Source organism: Pseudomonas sp., from assembly GCF_049301935.1.
Lineage (GTDB): Bacteria > Pseudomonadota > Gammaproteobacteria > Pseudomonadales > Pseudomonadaceae > Aquipseudomonas.
In genome coordinates, this window is record NZ_JBAQLP010000037.1 from 55,909 (window position 1) to 72,905 (window position 16,997).

General features: G+C 63.0%; 16 protein-coding genes. 5 read left to right on the plus strand and 11 right to left on the minus strand.

Annotated features, from left to right (window positions below; translation table 11 throughout):
- Positions 1–125: 125 nt before the first annotated feature.
- Positions 126–1,139 carry a DUF5924 family protein gene (locus WA145_RS05345; protein ID WP_422580570.1) on the plus strand — a complete coding sequence of 338 codons (1,014 nt, stop codon included), beginning with the start codon at positions 126–128 and terminating at the stop codon, positions 1,137–1,139.
- Positions 1,140–1,332: 193 nt separating this feature from the next.
- Here WA145_RS05345 and WA145_RS05350 read toward each other — a convergent pair whose 3' ends face one another.
- The 4 genes from WA145_RS05350 to WA145_RS05365 all read right to left on the minus strand — a co-directional run bounded on the left by WA145_RS05350 (position 1,333) and on the right by WA145_RS05365 (position 4,252).
- On the minus strand, positions 1,333–2,562 hold the full coding sequence (locus WA145_RS05350; RefSeq protein WP_422580571.1) for a nucleoside recognition domain-containing protein: 1,230 nt from the start codon (positions 2,560–2,562) through the stop codon (positions 1,333–1,335).
- Between the two features lie 84 nt (positions 2,563–2,646).
- Positions 2,647–2,811 carry a DUF1328 domain-containing protein gene (locus tag WA145_RS05355; protein ID WP_090379030.1) on the minus strand — a complete coding sequence of 55 codons (165 nt, stop codon included), beginning with the start codon at positions 2,809–2,811 and terminating at the stop codon, positions 2,647–2,649.
- A gap of 78 nt (positions 2,812–2,889) precedes the next feature.
- A complete protein-coding gene (locus WA145_RS05360) occupies positions 2,890–3,324 on the minus strand; it encodes a ferritin-like domain-containing protein (RefSeq protein WP_422580572.1) in 435 nt (144 codons plus the stop codon).
- A gap of 91 nt (positions 3,325–3,415) precedes the next feature.
- Positions 3,416–4,252 (minus strand): BON domain-containing protein, encoded by an 837-nt coding sequence (locus WA145_RS05365; protein WP_422580573.1) that lies wholly within the window; start codon positions 4,250–4,252, stop codon positions 3,416–3,418.
- 251 nt (positions 4,253–4,503) lie between these two features.
- Here WA145_RS05365 and algB point away from each other — a divergent pair, with 251 nt between their 5' ends.
- The 3 genes from algB (at position 4,504) to WA145_RS05380 (ending at position 8,127) form a co-directional block, all read left to right on the plus strand.
- A complete protein-coding gene (algB, locus tag WA145_RS05370; RefSeq protein WP_422580574.1) occupies positions 4,504–5,856 on the plus strand; it encodes a sigma-54-dependent response regulator transcription factor AlgB in 1,353 nt (450 codons plus the stop codon).
- A complete protein-coding gene (locus WA145_RS05375; RefSeq protein ID WP_422580575.1) occupies positions 5,853–7,628 on the plus strand; it encodes a KinB sensor domain-containing domain in 1,776 nt (591 codons plus the stop codon). Before algB ends, WA145_RS05375 begins: the two co-directional genes overlap by 4 nt.
- A gap of 94 nt (positions 7,629–7,722) precedes the next feature.
- Positions 7,723–8,127: a DUF1330 domain-containing protein gene (locus tag WA145_RS05380; RefSeq protein ID WP_422580576.1), complete on the plus strand. Its 405-nt coding sequence runs from the start codon at positions 7,723–7,725 to the stop codon at positions 8,125–8,127.
- A gap of 17 nt (positions 8,128–8,144) precedes the next feature.
- Here WA145_RS05380 and WA145_RS05385 read toward each other — a convergent pair whose 3' ends face one another.
- The 3 genes from WA145_RS05385 to WA145_RS05395 all read right to left on the minus strand — a co-directional run bounded on the left by WA145_RS05385 (position 8,145) and on the right by WA145_RS05395 (position 11,209).
- Positions 8,145–9,626: a nucleobase:cation symporter-2 family protein gene (locus WA145_RS05385; protein ID WP_422580577.1), complete on the minus strand. Its 1,482-nt coding sequence runs from the start codon at positions 9,624–9,626 to the stop codon at positions 8,145–8,147.
- A gap of 207 nt (positions 9,627–9,833) precedes the next feature.
- Positions 9,834–10,619, minus strand: a complete 786-nt coding sequence (locus WA145_RS05390; protein WP_422580578.1) for an N-acetylmuramoyl-L-alanine amidase — start codon at positions 10,617–10,619, stop codon at positions 9,834–9,836.
- Positions 10,616–11,209 (minus strand): MarC family protein, encoded by a 594-nt coding sequence (locus tag WA145_RS05395; RefSeq protein WP_422580579.1) that lies wholly within the window; start codon positions 11,207–11,209, stop codon positions 10,616–10,618. The genes WA145_RS05390 and WA145_RS05395 overlap by 4 nt, the downstream gene beginning before the upstream one ends.
- Positions 11,210–11,390: 181 nt before the next feature.
- On the opposite strand from WA145_RS05395, the gene WA145_RS05400 reads away from it, so the two are divergent.
- On the plus strand, positions 11,391–12,809 hold the full coding sequence (locus tag WA145_RS05400) for a DASH family cryptochrome (RefSeq protein WP_422580580.1): 1,419 nt from the start codon (positions 11,391–11,393) through the stop codon (positions 12,807–12,809).
- 6 nt (positions 12,810–12,815) lie between these two features.
- Here the strand turns inward: WA145_RS05400 and WA145_RS05405 are convergent, their stop codons facing one another.
- From WA145_RS05405 to WA145_RS05420, 4 genes are all read right to left on the minus strand, one after another.
- Complete coding sequence (locus WA145_RS05405) at positions 12,816–14,672, minus strand: GGDEF domain-containing protein (protein ID WP_422580581.1); 1,857 nt, start codon at positions 14,670–14,672, stop codon at positions 12,816–12,818.
- A 15-nt stretch (positions 14,673–14,687) separates the two neighbouring features.
- Positions 14,688–15,551, minus strand: coding sequence for an endonuclease/exonuclease/phosphatase family protein (locus WA145_RS05410; RefSeq protein WP_422580582.1), 864 nt, complete (start codon positions 15,549–15,551; stop codon positions 14,688–14,690).
- A gap of 23 nt (positions 15,552–15,574) precedes the next feature.
- Positions 15,575–16,204, minus strand: coding sequence for a thiol:disulfide interchange protein DsbA/DsbL (locus tag WA145_RS05415; protein ID WP_422580583.1), 630 nt, complete (start codon positions 16,202–16,204; stop codon positions 15,575–15,577).
- 153 nt (positions 16,205–16,357) lie between these two features.
- Positions 16,358–16,963, minus strand: a complete 606-nt coding sequence (locus tag WA145_RS05420; RefSeq protein WP_422580584.1) for a c-type cytochrome — start codon at positions 16,961–16,963, stop codon at positions 16,358–16,360.
- Positions 16,964–16,997: the final 34 nt, after the last annotated feature.

The window sequence follows — 16,997 nt, forward strand, 5'->3', positions numbered from 1 at the left end:
TAGGCGACAGATACATGTGCCCCGCTAGGCCGGGCGCGTTATGCTCTGCGCCCGGCCATTCGCCCAGGCATGCTGATACGCGCCTGGCGAGCAGCACCTGCGTAACGCCTTATCGAGTTCCATTTATGCCTGTGTGGAAACACTACCTGTTTAAGCTGGTCGCGCTGATTCAACGCAACCCCGGGCTGGTTGCGCTCTTTGGTTTCGCCTCCGGGCTGGCGAGCTTTCTGCTGGTTGAACGCCAGGCGGAACTGGCGCAAGTGCTCGCCCTGGTGATGCTGGTCAGCTGGCTATGGCTGATTCTGGAAAACATCCTGCGCGAGCGCATCGCCCAGTGGTTTGGCTTCGAGTTGCCACCGCCGCTGTTGCGCTATGCCACGCAGATGATCCACCAGGAGAGCCTGTTCTTCGTTCTGCCGTTCTTTTTTATCACCACCACCTGGAACAGCGGCCAGCTGCTGTTCAGCGGCCTGCTGGCCAGCGCGGCGCTGATCTCGATTATCGACCCGCTGTACTACAAGTGGCTGGCGCCCAAGCGCTGGCTGTTTCTCGCCTATCACACCCTGGCGCTGTTCGCCGTGCTGCTTACGGCGCTGCCGATCATCTTCAAACTGACCACCCCGCAGAGCTACCAGCTGGCGCTGGCGGCGGCGGTGCTGCTGTCGTTCCCCTCGCTGTTCACCATCATCACCGTACAACGCTGGTGGCGTGGCTTGCTGCTGGTCGGCCTGACTCTGGCCATCGGCGCAGGCGGCTGGCTGGCGCGCACCTGGGTGCCGCCGGCCACCCTGTGGCTGACCGACGTGGCGGTGACCAGCGAATTTGATAACCAGAACCGCGCCCCGGGTGCAAGCCTCAAGCAATTGAGTGTCGCGCAGCTGCGCAGTCAGGGCCTGTATGCCTACACCGCGATCAATGCACCGCGCGGGCTGAATGAGCGGATTTATCACGCCTGGCGCCGCGATGGCGGCGAAGTCGAGCGCATCGCCCTGGATATCCAGGGCGGGCGTAAAGAAGGCTACCGCGCCTGGACCCACAAACAGAACTTCCCCGACGACGCGGTAGGCCGCTGGCAGGTGCAGGTGCTGACCGAAGCCGGGCAGATGATTGGTGTGCTGCGGTTCCGCGTGGTGGAGTAGCCGTAGCTAAACCAATTTGAGATCTCGCGAGCTAGAGCCCTGCAAGGCGCTACGCCAGTAACAGCCTTCAGCTGGTCAAAACAGGCAAGAAACGTAGCGCAGCGGAGTAACAGCCAACGGCTGGCCGCAGGCGGCTTGCCGAGCCGGTTTTTAACGCCGCAGGGCCGACGCGCAGCAGATCGTTGCCGAACGCTTAACCGAAGAACCAGTAGCAAACGAAGATTGCCGCCACCACCCCGGCCAACTCGGCCAGCAGCGCGCAGCCCACGGCGTGGCGCACGCGCTGGATGCCGACCGCACCGAAGTACACCGCCAGTACATAGAAGGTGGTTTCCGTGCTGCCCTGGATGGTCGCCGCCACCAGCGCGGCAAAACTGTCGACGCCCTGGGTCTGCATGGTTTCGATCAGCATGGCGCGCGCCGCGCTGCCGGAGAACGGCTTGACCAGCGCGGTGGGCAGCGCCTCGACGAAGCGCGTGTCCCAACCAACCGCCTCGACCAGCCAGCGAATGCCGTCGAGGCCGAATTCCAGCGCGCCGGACGCGCGCAACACGCCGATCGCGCAGAGCATCGCCACCAGGTAAGGCAGCAGGCTCTTGGCCACGTCGAAGCCTTCCTTCGCGCCTTCGACAAACTCCTCGTACACCGCCACCTTCTTCAGCGCGCCGAGCAGCAGAAACAGCAGGACGATGCCGAACAGGGTGAGGTTGCCGGTCAGCGATGACAGGGCCGCCAGCGCCGTGGCCGACATAGTCGCCAGCACGGCCATAAAGCTGCCGAGCAGCAGCGCGCCGGGGATCAGGTACGCCAGCACCACCGGGTCCCACAGGCGCAGGCGCTGCATCAGCGCCACCGATAGCAGGCCGACCAGGGTCGAGGCGCTGGTGGCCAGCAGGATCGGCAGAAACACCAGGGTCGGATCGGGCGCACCCTGCTGGGCGCGGTACATAAAGATGGTCACCGGCAGCAGGGTCAAGGAGGAGGCGTTAAGCACCAGAAACAGGATCTGCGCGTTAGTCGCCGTGGTGCTGCTGGGGTTGAGGGTCTGCAGGGCGCGCATGGCTTTCAGGCCAATCGGCGTGGCGGCGTTGTCCAGGCCCAGGCCATTGGCGGCGAAGTTCATGGTGATCAGACCGAGTGCCGGGTGGCCGCGTGGCACTTCCGGCATCAGCCGCGCAAACAGCGGGCCAAGCGCCCGCGCCAGGGCATCGACCAGGCCGGCTTTTTCGGCAATGCGCAGCAGGCCGAGCCACAGGGTCAGGGTGCCGAACAGCAGGACCATGACCTCCACCGACAGCTTGGCCATGGCAAACAGGCTTTCGACCATGGCGGCGAATACCGCCGGGTCGTCACCGAGCAACCAACGCGACAGACCGGCAAGCGCCGCCACCACGAAAAACCCCAGCCACAGCCAATTGAGCATGCCATCTCTCCCCCAGATCAATGGGCGCGATGATAGCGCGGCTTAATGCCGCCGGGGTGGGCTCAGGGCATCCAAAGCGAGCTGCTAGCCGCGTGGTCGGCGGCCCATGATGAACGAGACGATAAACATCACCAGAAACACCACGAAGAGAATCTTCGCGATACCCGTGGCGGTGCCGGCGATACCACCGAAGCCCAGGACGGCGGCGATGATGGCGATAATCAGAAAGGTAATGGCCCAACTCAACATGGTGATATTCCTTGTGTACTCAGGTGCGCGCCGCAGCGCGCGAAGACCGGGTGTGGCGCAGGCCACAGCGGAACAGACTTACTGCATGGCCTGTTTCAGGCTGCGCATGCGCTCATGGTTGGCGCGCACGCTCGGCATTTCTGCGCTCAGCAGCGCCTGCACGTCCGGCTCGGCGCTTTCCAGGGCATCTTCGAAGGCATGCAGGATGCGGTCTTCAGCCTCTTCCAGCTGCGCCACGTAGGTGGCTTCGGTGTCGCTGACCAGGGTCGCCTTGGTATCGGCGTAGACCTGCCGCAGCTTGCCGACGAAGGTGCCGCCACTGGCGGGGATTTCCTGATTGGCGGCGACTTTTAGCGACAACGCGCGGATCAGCTCGCTCTTGCTCTGCGACATGTCGCGGAACAGCACCTGCAGGCGCACATCCTTCACTTCATCGTGGGCGTGCTGATAGAAACGCTGACCGTCACGGATGATTTCGATCAGCTCATTGAGTTGCTCGGTGGTAGTGCTCATGGTGATTCTCCTGTGCGTTGTAGCGGCTGCCCAGGCAACCGGGCAGCCTCAGACAACAGGCAGCGGCCGCCATGGCCGCTGCCCGGATGGCTCAGCTGGCGACGTTCAGGGCATCGGCGTTAACGCTGCGCACACCACGAATATTGCGTGCGGTCTCAATCGCCAACTGCTTCTCGGCGTTGCTCAGCACATTGCCGCTAAGGCTGACCACACCCTTCTGGGTGTCGACCGAAATCCCCAGGCCATCGAGGTTACGGCTGTAGATAAAGCTGGATTTCACCTTGCTGGTGATCCAGGCATCGCTGATTGCCAGACCCGCGTCATCGGCGGCGTTCTGCGCCTTGGCCGCCGTGCTGTCGGTGGCGCGGACGCTAAGCTGGTTGTTCACCTCACGCACGCCATCGGTGTTGGCCGCCAGGCGACCGGCCAGCTCCTTGGCTTCGGCGCTCTGCGCAGTACCGGTCAGGCTGAGCATGCCATTGGCGGCATTAACCTTGATATCCAGGCCTTCGGTGTTGCTGTTCCACAGCAGTTTGGATTTCACCGTGGCGGCTAGGGTGGCGTCGTCAAAACGCTGCGCCAGGCTCGGCTGAGTGCTGGCCTTGGGCGCGAAGGCCGGGTCGAGGGTCAGCTGGTTGTCGACCTGTGTCACCCCGTCGATACCCAGGGCGATCTGCTCGGCCAGGTCGCGCTCGACAGCGGTTTCCACCGTGCCGGTCAGCTTGGCGCTGCCGTTCTCCACATCCACATCGATAGGGAACGGGTTGAGGTGGCGATTCAGGGCTATGGCGGTCCAGATCGAGCCTTCCTGGCGTGCCTCGCTCAGCTCACGGCTGGTATCGCCTTCGGCCGCATAGGCCGCGAAAGGGCTCAGACCAATCAGGCCGGTGGTCGCGATGGCCAGGGCCAGAGTTTTCAGTTGATGCATGGCAGTCTCTCCAATAAATAACGATCAAGCAGGCGGCCGTTTGTCGCCGCCGTTACGGATAGAGCGCAAGCCCCGTGCCAGCTTGTTTAAACGATTTAAATACTTAAATATCAATTACTTATAAACACCACGCGAGCTTGCCAGACGTGCAGCTTGCATGATCGCCCGCGAATGGCCGTGCAACTTGCACGACACAGCGCGGACTAACCCTGTGCAGGCAGGACCTGCGCACGGACCAAAAGGAGATGGCGATGCATGCAAGTACAGAGGCACCCAGCCTGGGACGCATTCTGCTGGTGGATGATGAGACGGCTATCCTGCGCACCTTCCGCTATTGCCTGGAAGACCAGGGCTATCAGGTGAGTACCGCGAGCAGCGCGGCCCAGGCCGATACTCTGTTGCTGCGCCAGGTTTTCGATCTGTGCTTTCTCGACCTGCGCCTGGGCGCCGATGACGGCCTTGAGGTGCTGGCGCAGATGCGCCTGCAAGCGCCGTGGATGCGCGTGGTGATCGTCACCGCGCACTCGGCGGTGGACAGCGCCGTGGATGCGATCCAGGCCGGCGCCGCGGACTATCTGGTCAAGCCCTGCAGCCCCGAGCAACTGCGCCTGGCCGCCGCCAAGCAGCTGGAAGCGCGCCAGCTGGCCGAACGTCTGGAGCGCCTGGAAGGCTATGTGCGCAAGCCCGGCGAGCGTCTCGACTCGCAGAGCCCGGCGCTGATGGCGGTGCTGCAAACGGCCAAACAGGTGGCCGACACCGACGCCAATATCCTGATTCTCGGCGAATCCGGCACCGGCAAGGGCGAGCTGGCGCAGGCCATCCACCGCTGGAGCAAACGCGCGAAGAAATCCTGCATCACCATCAACTGCCCGTCGCTGAGTGCCGAACTGATGGAAAGCGAGCTGTTCGGGCATAACCGTGGGGCCTTTACCGGCGCCAGCGAAAGCACCCTGGGGCGGGTCAACCAGGCCGATGGCGGCAGCCTGTTCCTCGACGAGATCGGCGACTTCCCCCTGGTCCTGCAGCCGAAACTGCTGCGCTTTATTCAGGACAAGGCGTACGAGCGCATCGGCGACCCGGTGACCCGCCAGGCCGATGTGCGGATTCTCGCGGCGACCAACCTCAACCTCGATGAAATGGTGCAGCAGGGGCGCTTTCGCGAAGACCTGCTGTACCGCCTCAACGTCATCACCCTCACCCTGCCGCCGCTGCGCGAGCGCCGCGAGGACATCCTCGACCTGGCCGAGCGCTTTCTGGCGCGCTTTGTCGTCGACTACGCGCGCCCCGCGCGCAACTTCAGCGAGGCGGCGCGTGAGGCGCTGATCCACTACAACTGGCCGGGCAATATCCGCGAGCTGCGCAATGTGATCGAGCGCGCCAGCATCATCTGCACGGAAGCGCTGGTGCAGGTCAGCCATCTGGGGCTGAACGCGCCGAGCAGCCAGTGCGCACCGCAGATCGGTGACCCGCTGAGCCTGGAAGCCATGGAGAAAGCCCATATCAGCGCCGTAATGGCCAACAGCGAGAGCCTCGACCAGGCGGCAAAAACCCTCGGCATCGACGCCTCGACCCTGTACCGCAAACGCAAGCAACTCAGCCTGTGAACCTGCGCAGCCGACTGTTTATCAGCTGCAGCGCGCTACTCACCGTGGCGCTGATCGGGCTGCTGCTGGGGATCTTCAGCGTGCTGCAGCTGACTCAGGTGCAGAGCCAGGCGATGACCCGCAACCTGCAGATCATCGACGCCAGCCTGGGCCTGCGCCAGGAGCTGGGCAAACAGGTGATTCTGCTGCTCGCCGAAGAGCTCGACCGCGCCGCCCTGCAAGCCTCCGATGAGCAGTTCAAGGTCTGGCTACAACGCGCCGCCGCGAGCGCCAGCGATGACAGTGACCGCCAGGCAGTTACCGAAATCGAGCGCGCCTACGCCAATTTCGATGACCTGCTGGACAAGCCCCTGACGGTGCGCCGCGAACTGCTGCGCAATGACCGCTTCGGCCGCGCCATCGAGGCCCTGCGTGACCGTATCAACGCAGTGCAGACGCGCTACGTCAGCGCCGTGGAGCAAGAAGAAGCGCGGCTCCGCGAGCGTGCCTGGCTGATTGCCGGCCTGCTCGGGATGATCGGCCTGGCGGTGCTGGTGATCGGTTTTGTCACCGCACACAGCATCGCCCAGCGCTTTGGCCGGCCGATCGAGGCCCTGGCGCGGGCCGCCGACCAGATTGGCCAGGGCGACTTCCAGGTCACCCTGCCGCTGACCCCGGTGGCGGAAATGTCCGCCCTGAGCCAGCGTTTCGGCCTGATGGCCGAGGCCCTGCGCGAATTCAAGAACAGCGATGTCGAAGCCCTGCAGGCCGAGCAGCAACGCCTGCAGGCAGTCCTCGACAGCATCGATGACGGCCTACTGATCTTCGACCGCGGCGGGCGCATCGAGCACATCAATCCCGTGGCCCAGCGCCAGCTGAACTGGGGCAACCAACAGCTCGGGCAGACCCTCGACGTGGCGCTGAACCGCGCCGATCTGGCCGAACAGCTGCACCGGGTGCTGCAAGGTGAAAGCCTGGACGAGACCCTGGACGACCTGCAGGTGCAGATCGACGGCGAAAAGCGTTTGCTGGCCTACAGCCTGTCCGGGGTCAGCCACAACGAAGGCCGCCTGATGTGCGCGGTGATGGTGCTGCGCGATGTCACCGAACAGCGCGCCTTCGAACGGGTGCGCAGTGAATTTGTCCTGCGCGCCTCGCACGAGCTGCGCACCCCGGTTACCGGCATGCTGATGGCGTTCGGCCTGCTGCAGGAACGCCTGCAGTTTGCCGCCGAGTCCCGCGAGGCCGACCTGCTGAATACCGTGGATGAAGAAATGCAGCGCCTGCTGCGGCTGATCAATGACCTGCTGAATTTCTCGCGCTACCAGAATGGCCTGCAAACCCTGGAACTGTCCGCCTGCGCCCTGGAACCGCTGCTGCGGCAAACCCAGCAGCGCTTCAGCGGCCAGGCGGCCGAACTGCAGGTCAGCCTGGACTGCGAGGTGCACGGCGAGCTGCCGGACGTGCAGATCGATCCGCTGCAGATCGAACGGGTACTCGACAACCTGATCGGCAATGCCCTGCGCCACAGCCACCCTGGCGGGCATATACGCCTGCAGGCACGTCAGCAGGATAAACGGGTGGTGCTCAGCGTGGCGGACAACGGCGAGGGCATTCCCTATCGCCAGCAGACGCGGATCTTCGAGCCCTTCGTCCAGGTCAGCCGCAAGAAAGGCGGCGCCGGCCTGGGCCTGGCGCTGTGCAAGGAGATCGTGCAGCTGCACGGCGGGCAGATCGGCGTGCACTCACGCGCCGGCCAGGGTGCGCAGTTTTACGTGGCGCTACCGGTATAACCCGTCGATTGCCGCCAATCAGTCAGGCTGATGCTGATTGCCAGTTGGCCGGTGCGTGCCGACACTGACGGCTCCACTGCCGAGGAGCGCCACCATGCCCAGCATCAACCCCAGCCCTGGCCAACTGGCCGCCTTTACCGCCGCAGTAGCCGACGACACGCCGCTGCTGATGCTCAACCTGCTGCGCTTTCAGCCCCAGGCCAGCTATGCCAGCGCCAGCAACCACGCACCGTGCAGCGGCCGCGAGGCCTATGCACGCTACAGCCAGACGGCGCTGCGCAAGGTGCACGGGGTCGGCGGCGAGGTGCAGGTCATGGCCGCCGCACAAGCCGCGCTGATTGCTCCGGCCGATGAGCAGTGGGATGAACTGCTGCTGGTGCGTTACCCCTCCAAGGCGGCCTTTCTCAGCATGCTCGCCGACCCGGAGTACCGCGCGGCCACCGAACACCGCACGGCCGCCCTGGCCGATGCGCGGCTAATCGCCACCACGCCGCGCTAAGCCTCTCAGGGGCAAAGCTAGTGCCCTGAGGCTTCCTTGATCAGCGGCACCTCCTTGCCCTCTGAGTCGAACAGCTTGCCACCCTTGAAGTAGTCGCCATCGTTGAGCGCGGCAACGTCCTGATAGCGCAGGGTGCGCTCATGGCCGGCGACAAACACCGACTGCTGGTCGGAGTTGCCGGTCTTGACGTGGTTAAAGGCCAGGTTGAGCAGGATCGCCATGATCGCCGCCGAGCTGATGCCCGAGTGAAAGATGGTTTCGAACCAGGCCGGGAAGTGGTGATAGAAGGTCGGCGCGGCGATCGGGATCATGCCGAAGCCGATTGAGGTGGCGACGATGATCAGGTTCATGTTGTTGCGGTAATCGACCTTGGACAGGGTGCGAATGCCGCTGGCCGCCACGGTGCCAAACAACACCACGCCCGCACCACCCAATACCGCCGTGGGCACGGCGGCCACCAGGCGGCCCATCACCGGCAGCAGGCCGAGGGTCAGCAGAATCAGCCCGGCCGAGGCCACCACATAGCGGCTTTTCACCCCGGTGACCGCCACCAGGCCGACGTTCTGGGCGAAGGCGCTCTGGGTGAAAGAGCCAAAAATCGGCGCAAACACGCTGGAGATCATGTCGGCGCGCAGGCCATTGCCCAGGCGCTTGGAGTCGACCTTGGTTTCGATAATGTCGCCGACGGCGAGGATGTCCGCCGAGGTTTCCACCAGGGTGACGATGATCACGATCAGCATCGAGATGATCGCGGCGACCTGGAAGGTCGGCATGCCGAAATGGAACGGACTGGGGAAGGCCACCAGCGGCCCCTCAGCGACCTTGGAAAAATCCGCCATGCCCAGCGCTACGGCCACCAGGGTGCCGATGATCATGGCCAGCAGGATCGACAGGCGCGAGATACTCGAACTGCCCAGCTTACTCAGCAGCAGCACGGTGACCAGGGTCAGCGCGGCCAGGCCGATATTGGCCATGCTGCCAAAATCGGCCGCCTGGCTGTTACCCCCCATGGCCCAGCGCGCGGCCACCGGCATCAGGGTCAGGCCGATGATGGTGATGACAATGCCATTGACCAGCGGCGGAAAGAATTTGGTGATGCGTGAGAACACCGGGGTAATCAGCAGCCCAATCAGTGACGCCGCTATCACCGCGCCGAATACCGCTGGAAGGCCGCCGCCATCGTTGCCGAGAATCGCGATCATGGTCGCCACCCCAGCAAAGGACACGCCTTGCACCAGTGGCAGTTGCGAGCCGAAGAATGGCAGACCAAGGGTTTGCAACAAGGTCGCCAGGCCGCCGGCAAACAACGATGCGGCGATCAGTAAACCAATATCCGCCGGCGACAGCCCCGCCGCCTGACCGACGATCAGTGGTACGGCGACGATGCCGCCATACATGGTCAGCACATGCTGCAGGCCATAGGCGAGGTTGGCACCGATACCGAGGTTTTCGTCTTCCGGACGCTGCGTGGAGGACGGCGTAACAGGTGAAGTTGTCATGCTGAAAGACTCGCTGTTGTTCTTGTGCGCATACTGTAGACAAACACAAAACATCTTGGCTACAACTTTGTATACATTTCTATGCGCAAGAGCGTTATCAGGACGAATCTCGAGTTAGCAGTCTATAAACCAGCAAATACAAATAAAAAACCGCCGAGACAGACGCTGTCTCGGCGGTTGTTAGCAACTAGAACCCAGGACCTATGTTCAGTCCTGCGCGGCCATCCCGGCCAGCACCACCAGCAGCGCCGCTGTCTCGGCATCCGGCTCACCGTCATAGCGCGCCGGACGGTACTTCATCTGCAAGGCGGCGATCACGTTGCGCGTGGCCTGGTCCAGCTCACCGTGCAGGGGCACCTCATAGCCCTGGCGCGCCAGCTGCGCCTGGAACCACTGCACGCTCGGCAGGCTGCTGGCAAACAGCGTCTGCTGACGGGCCACGGCATTCGCCTCCGGCCAGGGCATCAGGCCGGCATCGGCCAGACGCTTCCAGGGGAACAGCGGGCCGGGGTCGACCTTGCGCTGCGGCGCGACATCGCTGTGCGCCAGGATGCTGCCGGGTGGCAGCTGGTGGCGCTGCATGATGTCCTTGAGCAGCAGGATCAGCGCATCGATCTGCGCCGGGGCAAAAGGCTGCCAGTAGCGTCCATTGGGTCCGTCGTAGAACCCTTGATTGACCAACTCGATACCAATCGTGGTGCCATTGAGCCAGGTACGGCCCTGCCACTGGCTCTCGCCGGCATGCCAGGCGCGGCGGTTTTCATCGACCAGGCGGTAGATGGTCGGCGGCGCTTCGCCGATCAGGTAATGGCTGCTGACGTCGGTCTCGGTCAGCAGTTGCAGCGAACGCGCCAGATCGGTGGAGGTGTAGTGCAGCACGATGTACTGCACGCGGCTGTTCTGCCCGCTGGCGCTATGGCTGTCGTCGATACGCAGGCCGCTGCTGCAACCGGCCAGCGCTAGAAGCAAAAAACTGAGGCAAAAAAATCTCATGGGCTGATATGCAACACGCTTTGCAGGTTATCCAGCAGCATGTCGACGCTGAGCATGATCAACAGCATGCCCATCAGCCGCTCCACTGCGGTCAACCCGCGAGGTCCGAGAAACCGCTGCAGCAACGAGGCCTGCAGCAGAATAAAGGCGGTCGCCGCCCAGGCCAGCAGCACTGCGGCGTAGAGTTCCCAGAGCGGCCCGTCGTGGGTATTGCGCAGGGTCATCAACACCGCCAGGGCTGAGGGCCCGGCCACCGCCGGGGTGGCCAACGGCACCAGCATCGGTTCGCCATCCGGCACATCACCCAACACCCCTTGCGGACCGGGGAAGATCAGGCGCATGGCGATCACGAACAGGATGATACCGCCGGCAATCGCGGTTGCCTCCCGCGACAGGCCCAGGGCGCTAAGCACTTTGTCACCAAAGGTAAGAAACAGCAGCAACAGTGCCAGGGCCAATACCAGCTCACGCGCGGCGACCCACAAGCGGCGCTTGGCTGGCACGTTTTTCAGCGCGGCGATAAAGATGGCGATATTGCCGAAGGGGTCGGTGACCAGAAAGATCAATGCGGCGATGCCGAAAATTTCCATAGCTACTCCTCAACAGATCGCCTGAGTTTAGTGTCTATCTAGGTAGAAAACGCCTTTGATCTGGCATAAACACCACGCTGGTCTATTGCCTGGGCAATCCGCGCCTGACGCTGCTAGACTATAAATCTGTACAGATATGGATTTTTTGTACAGCTTTTGTATTGCCTAGGAGATCATTACCATGCGTGCACTGCTGTGGTTCAAACAGGATCTACGCCTTGATGACCACCCCGCCCTGCAGGCGGGCCTGGCCGCCGAATGCTTGCTGCCGGTGTATGTGCTGGACCCGGCACTGCTCCAGCTCAACGAGTTTGGCATGCGCCGTATGGGCGTACACCGCGCGCGCTTCCTACTGGAAAGCCTGGTGGCACTGGATGGTGAATTGCGCCAGCGCGGCTCGCACCTGCTGGTGGTGATCGGTTCGGCGGAGCAGATCATTCCCCAGCTGGTTGCCCAGTTCGGCCTGAACCAAGTCTTGACCCTGGAAGAAATCGCCCCGGACGAACGCGCCCAGGTGGCCCGCGTAGCCCGGCGTCTCGGCGACATTCCCGTGCAACAGGCGCCGACCAACAATCTGCTGCGCAGCGACGACCTGCCTTTCAGCATCGAACAGCTGCCGCCTGTGTTCAGCCGCTTCCGCAGCCTGGTGGAAGAACGTCTGCAGGTGTTCCAGCCGCGCCACGCGCCAGAGCGTTTGCCGGGGTTGCCAGATGGTGCGCTGGCGCTGATGCGACCACTGCCGACACTCTCCCAGCTGGGTCTGGGCGAGCCGCTCAGCGTACCGGCCAGTGCCTTTCCGTTCTCCGGCGGCGAGCCGGCGGCGCTAGGTCGGCTGCGTGACTACCTGTGGAACACTCAGGGCGTGCGGCAGTACAAGGACACCCGCAACGGCATGATCGGTAGCGAATACTCGTCGAAATTTTCGCCCTGGCTGGCCAACGGCAGTCTCTCCGCACGCCGCGTGGTGGCCGAGTTGCGGCGGCATGAGGCGCAGTTCAAACGCAATGACTCGACCCACTGGCTGTGGGTCGAGATGCTCTGGCGGGACTTCTTCCGCTGGACCCTGATCCGCTACGGCAGCGCACTGTTCAAGTCCGGCGGTTTGAAAGCCACCGAACGCGCACCGCAACAATTGGATCAACGCTTTCAGGACTGGTCGCGCGGACGCACCGGCATGCCGCTGGTGGATGCCACTATGCGCGAACTGGCCGCCACCGGGTTTATCTCCAACCGCGGCCGGCAAGTGGTCGCCAGCTACCTGATCAATGACCTGCAACAGGACTGGCGCCACGGTGCGGCCTGGTTCGAGGAACACCTGATCGATTACGACCCCGCCAGCAACTGGGGTAACTGGGCCTACCTGGCCGGGGTGGGCAACGATCCACGCCACAACCGGGTGTTCAATGCCCTGCGTCAGGCCCGGGAATACGACCCCGACGCGCAGTACGTCAGCCTTTGGCTACCGGAGCTGCGCGATGTGCCGCAGGCGCTGCGGCATACGCCTTTCCTCCTCGCGGGTGGGCAACTGCGCAGCCTCGATTACCCGCAGCTGAGCAGTATTCCGGAGAGTTGGAAGCCCTATCTGCACGCCGTGGCTTGAGTCGGGTTAGCCCAACTCGACGCGATTGCGTCCGCCGCTCTTGGCCCGGTACAGCGCTTGATCGGCACGTTCGAATACCTTGTCGCTGCCTTCCTCATCGGTAAATACCGCAAGGCCGGCCGACAGGGTGATGGTCACGCGCTCCCCGCGAAAGTGGAACGGGCACTGCTCGACGCCATCGAGCAGGGTTTGCAGCAGTTGCTGGCCACCGGCGACAGGGGTCGAGGGAACCAGCAGGACAAATTCCTCACCACCAAAGCGGGCAATAAAATCGGTTTTACGCAGGCGCTTGGCCAGCTCGCCGGCGACGATCTTCAGCACCTTGTCACCGGCCAGGTGGCCGTAACCGTCATTGATCCGCTTAAAGTGGTCGATATCCAGCACCGCCAGCAGCAACTCACCGCCATAGCGTTGCCAGCGTGCCATCTCCAGTTCCAGGCGCTCGCTCCAACCGGCACGGTTGGGCAGACCGGTCAGCGGATCAATCAGGGCCTTCTGCCGCTGCTCTTCGAGGTGATCGCGAAACTTCTGCGCTTCCTGTTCCATATCGGCGACCTTCTGGGTCAGGCTCTGCAGGCGCTGCGCCACCTGCTCCTCATAGCCGTCACGGTGTTTCTGGTGCTCGCTGACCGTGCTCAGCAGTCCATCCAGGCGCGCTTCCAGTGAATGCTTGAGGCTCGGCAGATCAATTGCATCCTGCACACTGGCCTGCAAACCGCTGACCTGCTCGCGCAGCTCCTGATTAAAGCTGCGCGCGCTTTCCACCGACTCGCTGTAGCCCTCATGGGCCTCGCTGAGGGTGCTGAGAAAAGAGGCCAGACGCTCGTTGAGCTGCTTCAGGTAGCCGGCAAACTCGCGCTGACCGCTGTCGGTAACGGCCAGCACCAGCACCGCCAGATCGTCCAGCACCGGTACCAGTTCGTACCAGTTCAGGCCGCCCTGCACGCGCTGACGCAAGGCTTCGCCCTGTGGCTGATGGCGCTCGGGCAGCTCCAGTTCATCGAGCAGGCCCATCAGGCTGTCGCCGATATGCGGGGCAACCGCACTGTAGCCCGGCTCAGGAATTTCCGGCAGGGCGTAAGCCGGATCGTCAGAACCCTGGGCTGCTGCAACGGTTGCCGGCGCTGCTGCTACGCGGAGCACTTCGGCCACTGCAGGCGGTGCTTCTGACGCGGAATCTGGCGTGACGAGCGCAGGTGCCTCATTGCTCGGGCTTACCGCCGCGTCAGCAGCCTGTGGCGCAGCTTGCGGTTGCGCGGCAACAGCCGCTGCTGGCGCTGCGGGTTGTGCCACCTCGACCGGAGCCGGCTCGCCGCCAGCAGAGCGGCCAGGCGCAGCCTCCTTGCGGCCAAACAGACGTTGGAGAAACCCCGGGCCCGCTTCACGGGGCTCCGCCTCAAGCACGGCCAGCGCTTGCTGCTGCAGGCTGCTTAATTCACTGAGCAGCGCGGGCAATTCGCGCGGCTGGCTGGCGCGCTCCTCGATACGCTTGGCAAATTGCTTGAGCGCTTTACGCACTTCGCGCGGCGGCTCCAGGGCGAGCAGCTGCTCGGTTAGGCTGGTGACCCCGGAGATATTTTGCTCGACGCGATCCTGGCGGCGCTTTTCCGAGTCCAGCACGGCCTTTTCCAGGCGTGGAATCAGCGCCGACAGACCGGCGTCGATATCGTCACGGCGCAGAATATCGCGCAACTCCTGCATGCACTGGTCGACCGACTTGTCACTGCCCTCGGCGGCCAGCGAGCTGCGCACCAAACCGCGTCTTAGCAGGTCGAGTCGGGCATCCCAGCTGCGTTCGAGTTTCTCTTGCTGTTCCAGGCTTTCCAGGTACTTGCTTTTCCAGCGCTGGGCATCATCGGTCATGGTTGCAGTCCGCGGTCAAGGCCCGGTCAGCATAGGCCTTGCCGGCTTAAAGAGTGAAGTGGGCAGACGAATCTGCACCGCCACCGGCAGATGATCGGAAATCGGCTGCGACAATACGGCACAGCGTTCCAGCGGCAAACTGGGACTGAGCAAAATGTGATCCAGGCAGCGCTGCGGCCGCCAGCTGGGAAAGGTCGCCTCGATCTGCGGCGCCACCAGCTCAAGATCGCGCAGCGGCGAATGCTGCAGCAGGTCATTGGCATGGGTGTTCATATCGCCCATCAGCACCAGGTGCCGATAGCCACTCAGCAATTCGCGGATATAGGCCAGCTGGCGGGTGCGGGTTCGTGCGCCAAGCGACAGGTGCATCATCACCACGGCAACTGCATCCGGCCCGTCGCCCAGGCGCAGCAACATCGCACCACGGCCCGGCGGACCGGGCAGCGGATGATCTTCCAGCAAGCTGGGGCGCAGCCGGCTGAGCACACCATTGCTGTGCTGCGCCAGGCGGCCGAGGTTGCGATTGAGTTGCTGATACCAGTAAGGGAAGGCGCCGAGGTGCGCGAGGTGCTCGACCTGATTGACGTAGCCCGAACGCAGGCTGCCGCCATCGACCTCCTGCAGCGCGACCAGGTCAAAATCCCCGAGCAGGTCGCCAATCCGTTGCAGATTGCCGCTGCGCCCGGCATGCGGCAGCACATGCTGCCAACTGCGCGTTAGGTAATGGTGGTAACGCTGGGTACTGATACCCACCTGGATATTGAAACTGAGCAGGCGCAGGCTGCCATTCTGCGGCCAGTCATGCACTGGCGCGTAACCTGGATTGACCTGCGGGTCGCACAGGTCAATCACCCGTCTGGCCGGCCAGCGCCTGAGCATGATGCGCTATCCGCGCACGCCGCTTACTGCGCGGCGCGCTCTTTGGCGATCAGGTGATCGGCCACTTGCAGCGCTTGTTGCGGGCCACCCGCGCTGCCGATATCGAAACGGTATTTGCCGTTGACGATCATCACCGGTACACCGCTGATCTGGTAGGCCATGCCCAGTTTCTTGGCCTTCTCCAGCTGGCTCTTCACGCCGAAGGAGTTGTAGGTCTTGAGGAAGGCGTCCTTGTCGATGCCTTCGGCAGCCAGAAAGTCGGCCATCTCTTCTGGCGTCGCGAGTTTCTTGTTCTGCACATGGATGGCGTCGAACACCGCAGCATGCACCTTATGCTCGGCTTTCATCGCCTCAAGGGTGATAAACAGCTGGCCGTGGACGTTCCACATACCGCCGAACATGGCCGGGATGCGCACGAAGTTGACGTCATCGGGCAGGGTTTCGATCCACGGGTTGATGGTGGCTTCGAACTTGTAGCAATGGCCACAGCCGTACCAGAACAGCTCGACCACTTCGATCTTGCCTGGCTTGGCAACCGCTACCGGATTGTTCAACTCGACATATTGCTTGCCCGCCTCGATTGATTCGGCGTGGGCGCTCAGACCAAACAGGCTGGCAGCGACAAGTGTGGCACTGAGGATCAGGTTACGCATGCGTTACTCCTTAGCTATAGACGGTGCGTGGTGGCGGGCCTAGTTCTGACCCGCGAGGCAAACCGGGGTTCCATGCATTGTAGCGATGCCCACAACGAAATAGGGTGGCCTGAGCCACCCTATTTCATTACGGCATGTCGCGGTGTGCGTGGATCAATGCAGACCCTGAATAAAGCTGGAGACCGCTTCGATATCCTTGTTGCTCAGCTTGGCAGCGATGGAACGCATGATCATGCTGTCGCCGTCATTGGTGCGGTTACCTTCGCGGAAGTCGGTCAGCTGCTTGGCGATGTAGGTTGCATGCTGGCCACCCAGTTGCGGGTAACCGGCGGCATCCAGGCCAGCGCCATTCGGCGAATGGCAGCCGGTGCAGGCAGGCATGCCTTCAGCCAGTTTGCCGCCGCGGAACAGCTCGCCACCACGCTCGACCAGTTTCGGGTCAGCTGCGCCAACGCTCATCTGCTGGCTGGCGAAGTAGGCGGAGATGTCTTCCAGATCCTGGTCGCTGAGGTTGTCCAGCAAACCGGTCATTTCCACAATAGGGCGCGCGCCGGACTTGATGTCCTTCAACTGCTTGAGCAAGTAACGCTCGCCTTGACCAGCCAGTTTCGGGAAGTTTGGCGCAGCGCTATTACCATCAGCACCATGGCACGCACCACACACAACAACCTTACCCTGACCGGCTTCAGCATTGCCTGCGGCATGTGCCAGGCCGGTGATGCCCAGGGTCAACAGCAGACTCACGAGTACTTTGTTCATCAGCTAATCCAATTTACGGCTAAGAGAAAGAGTT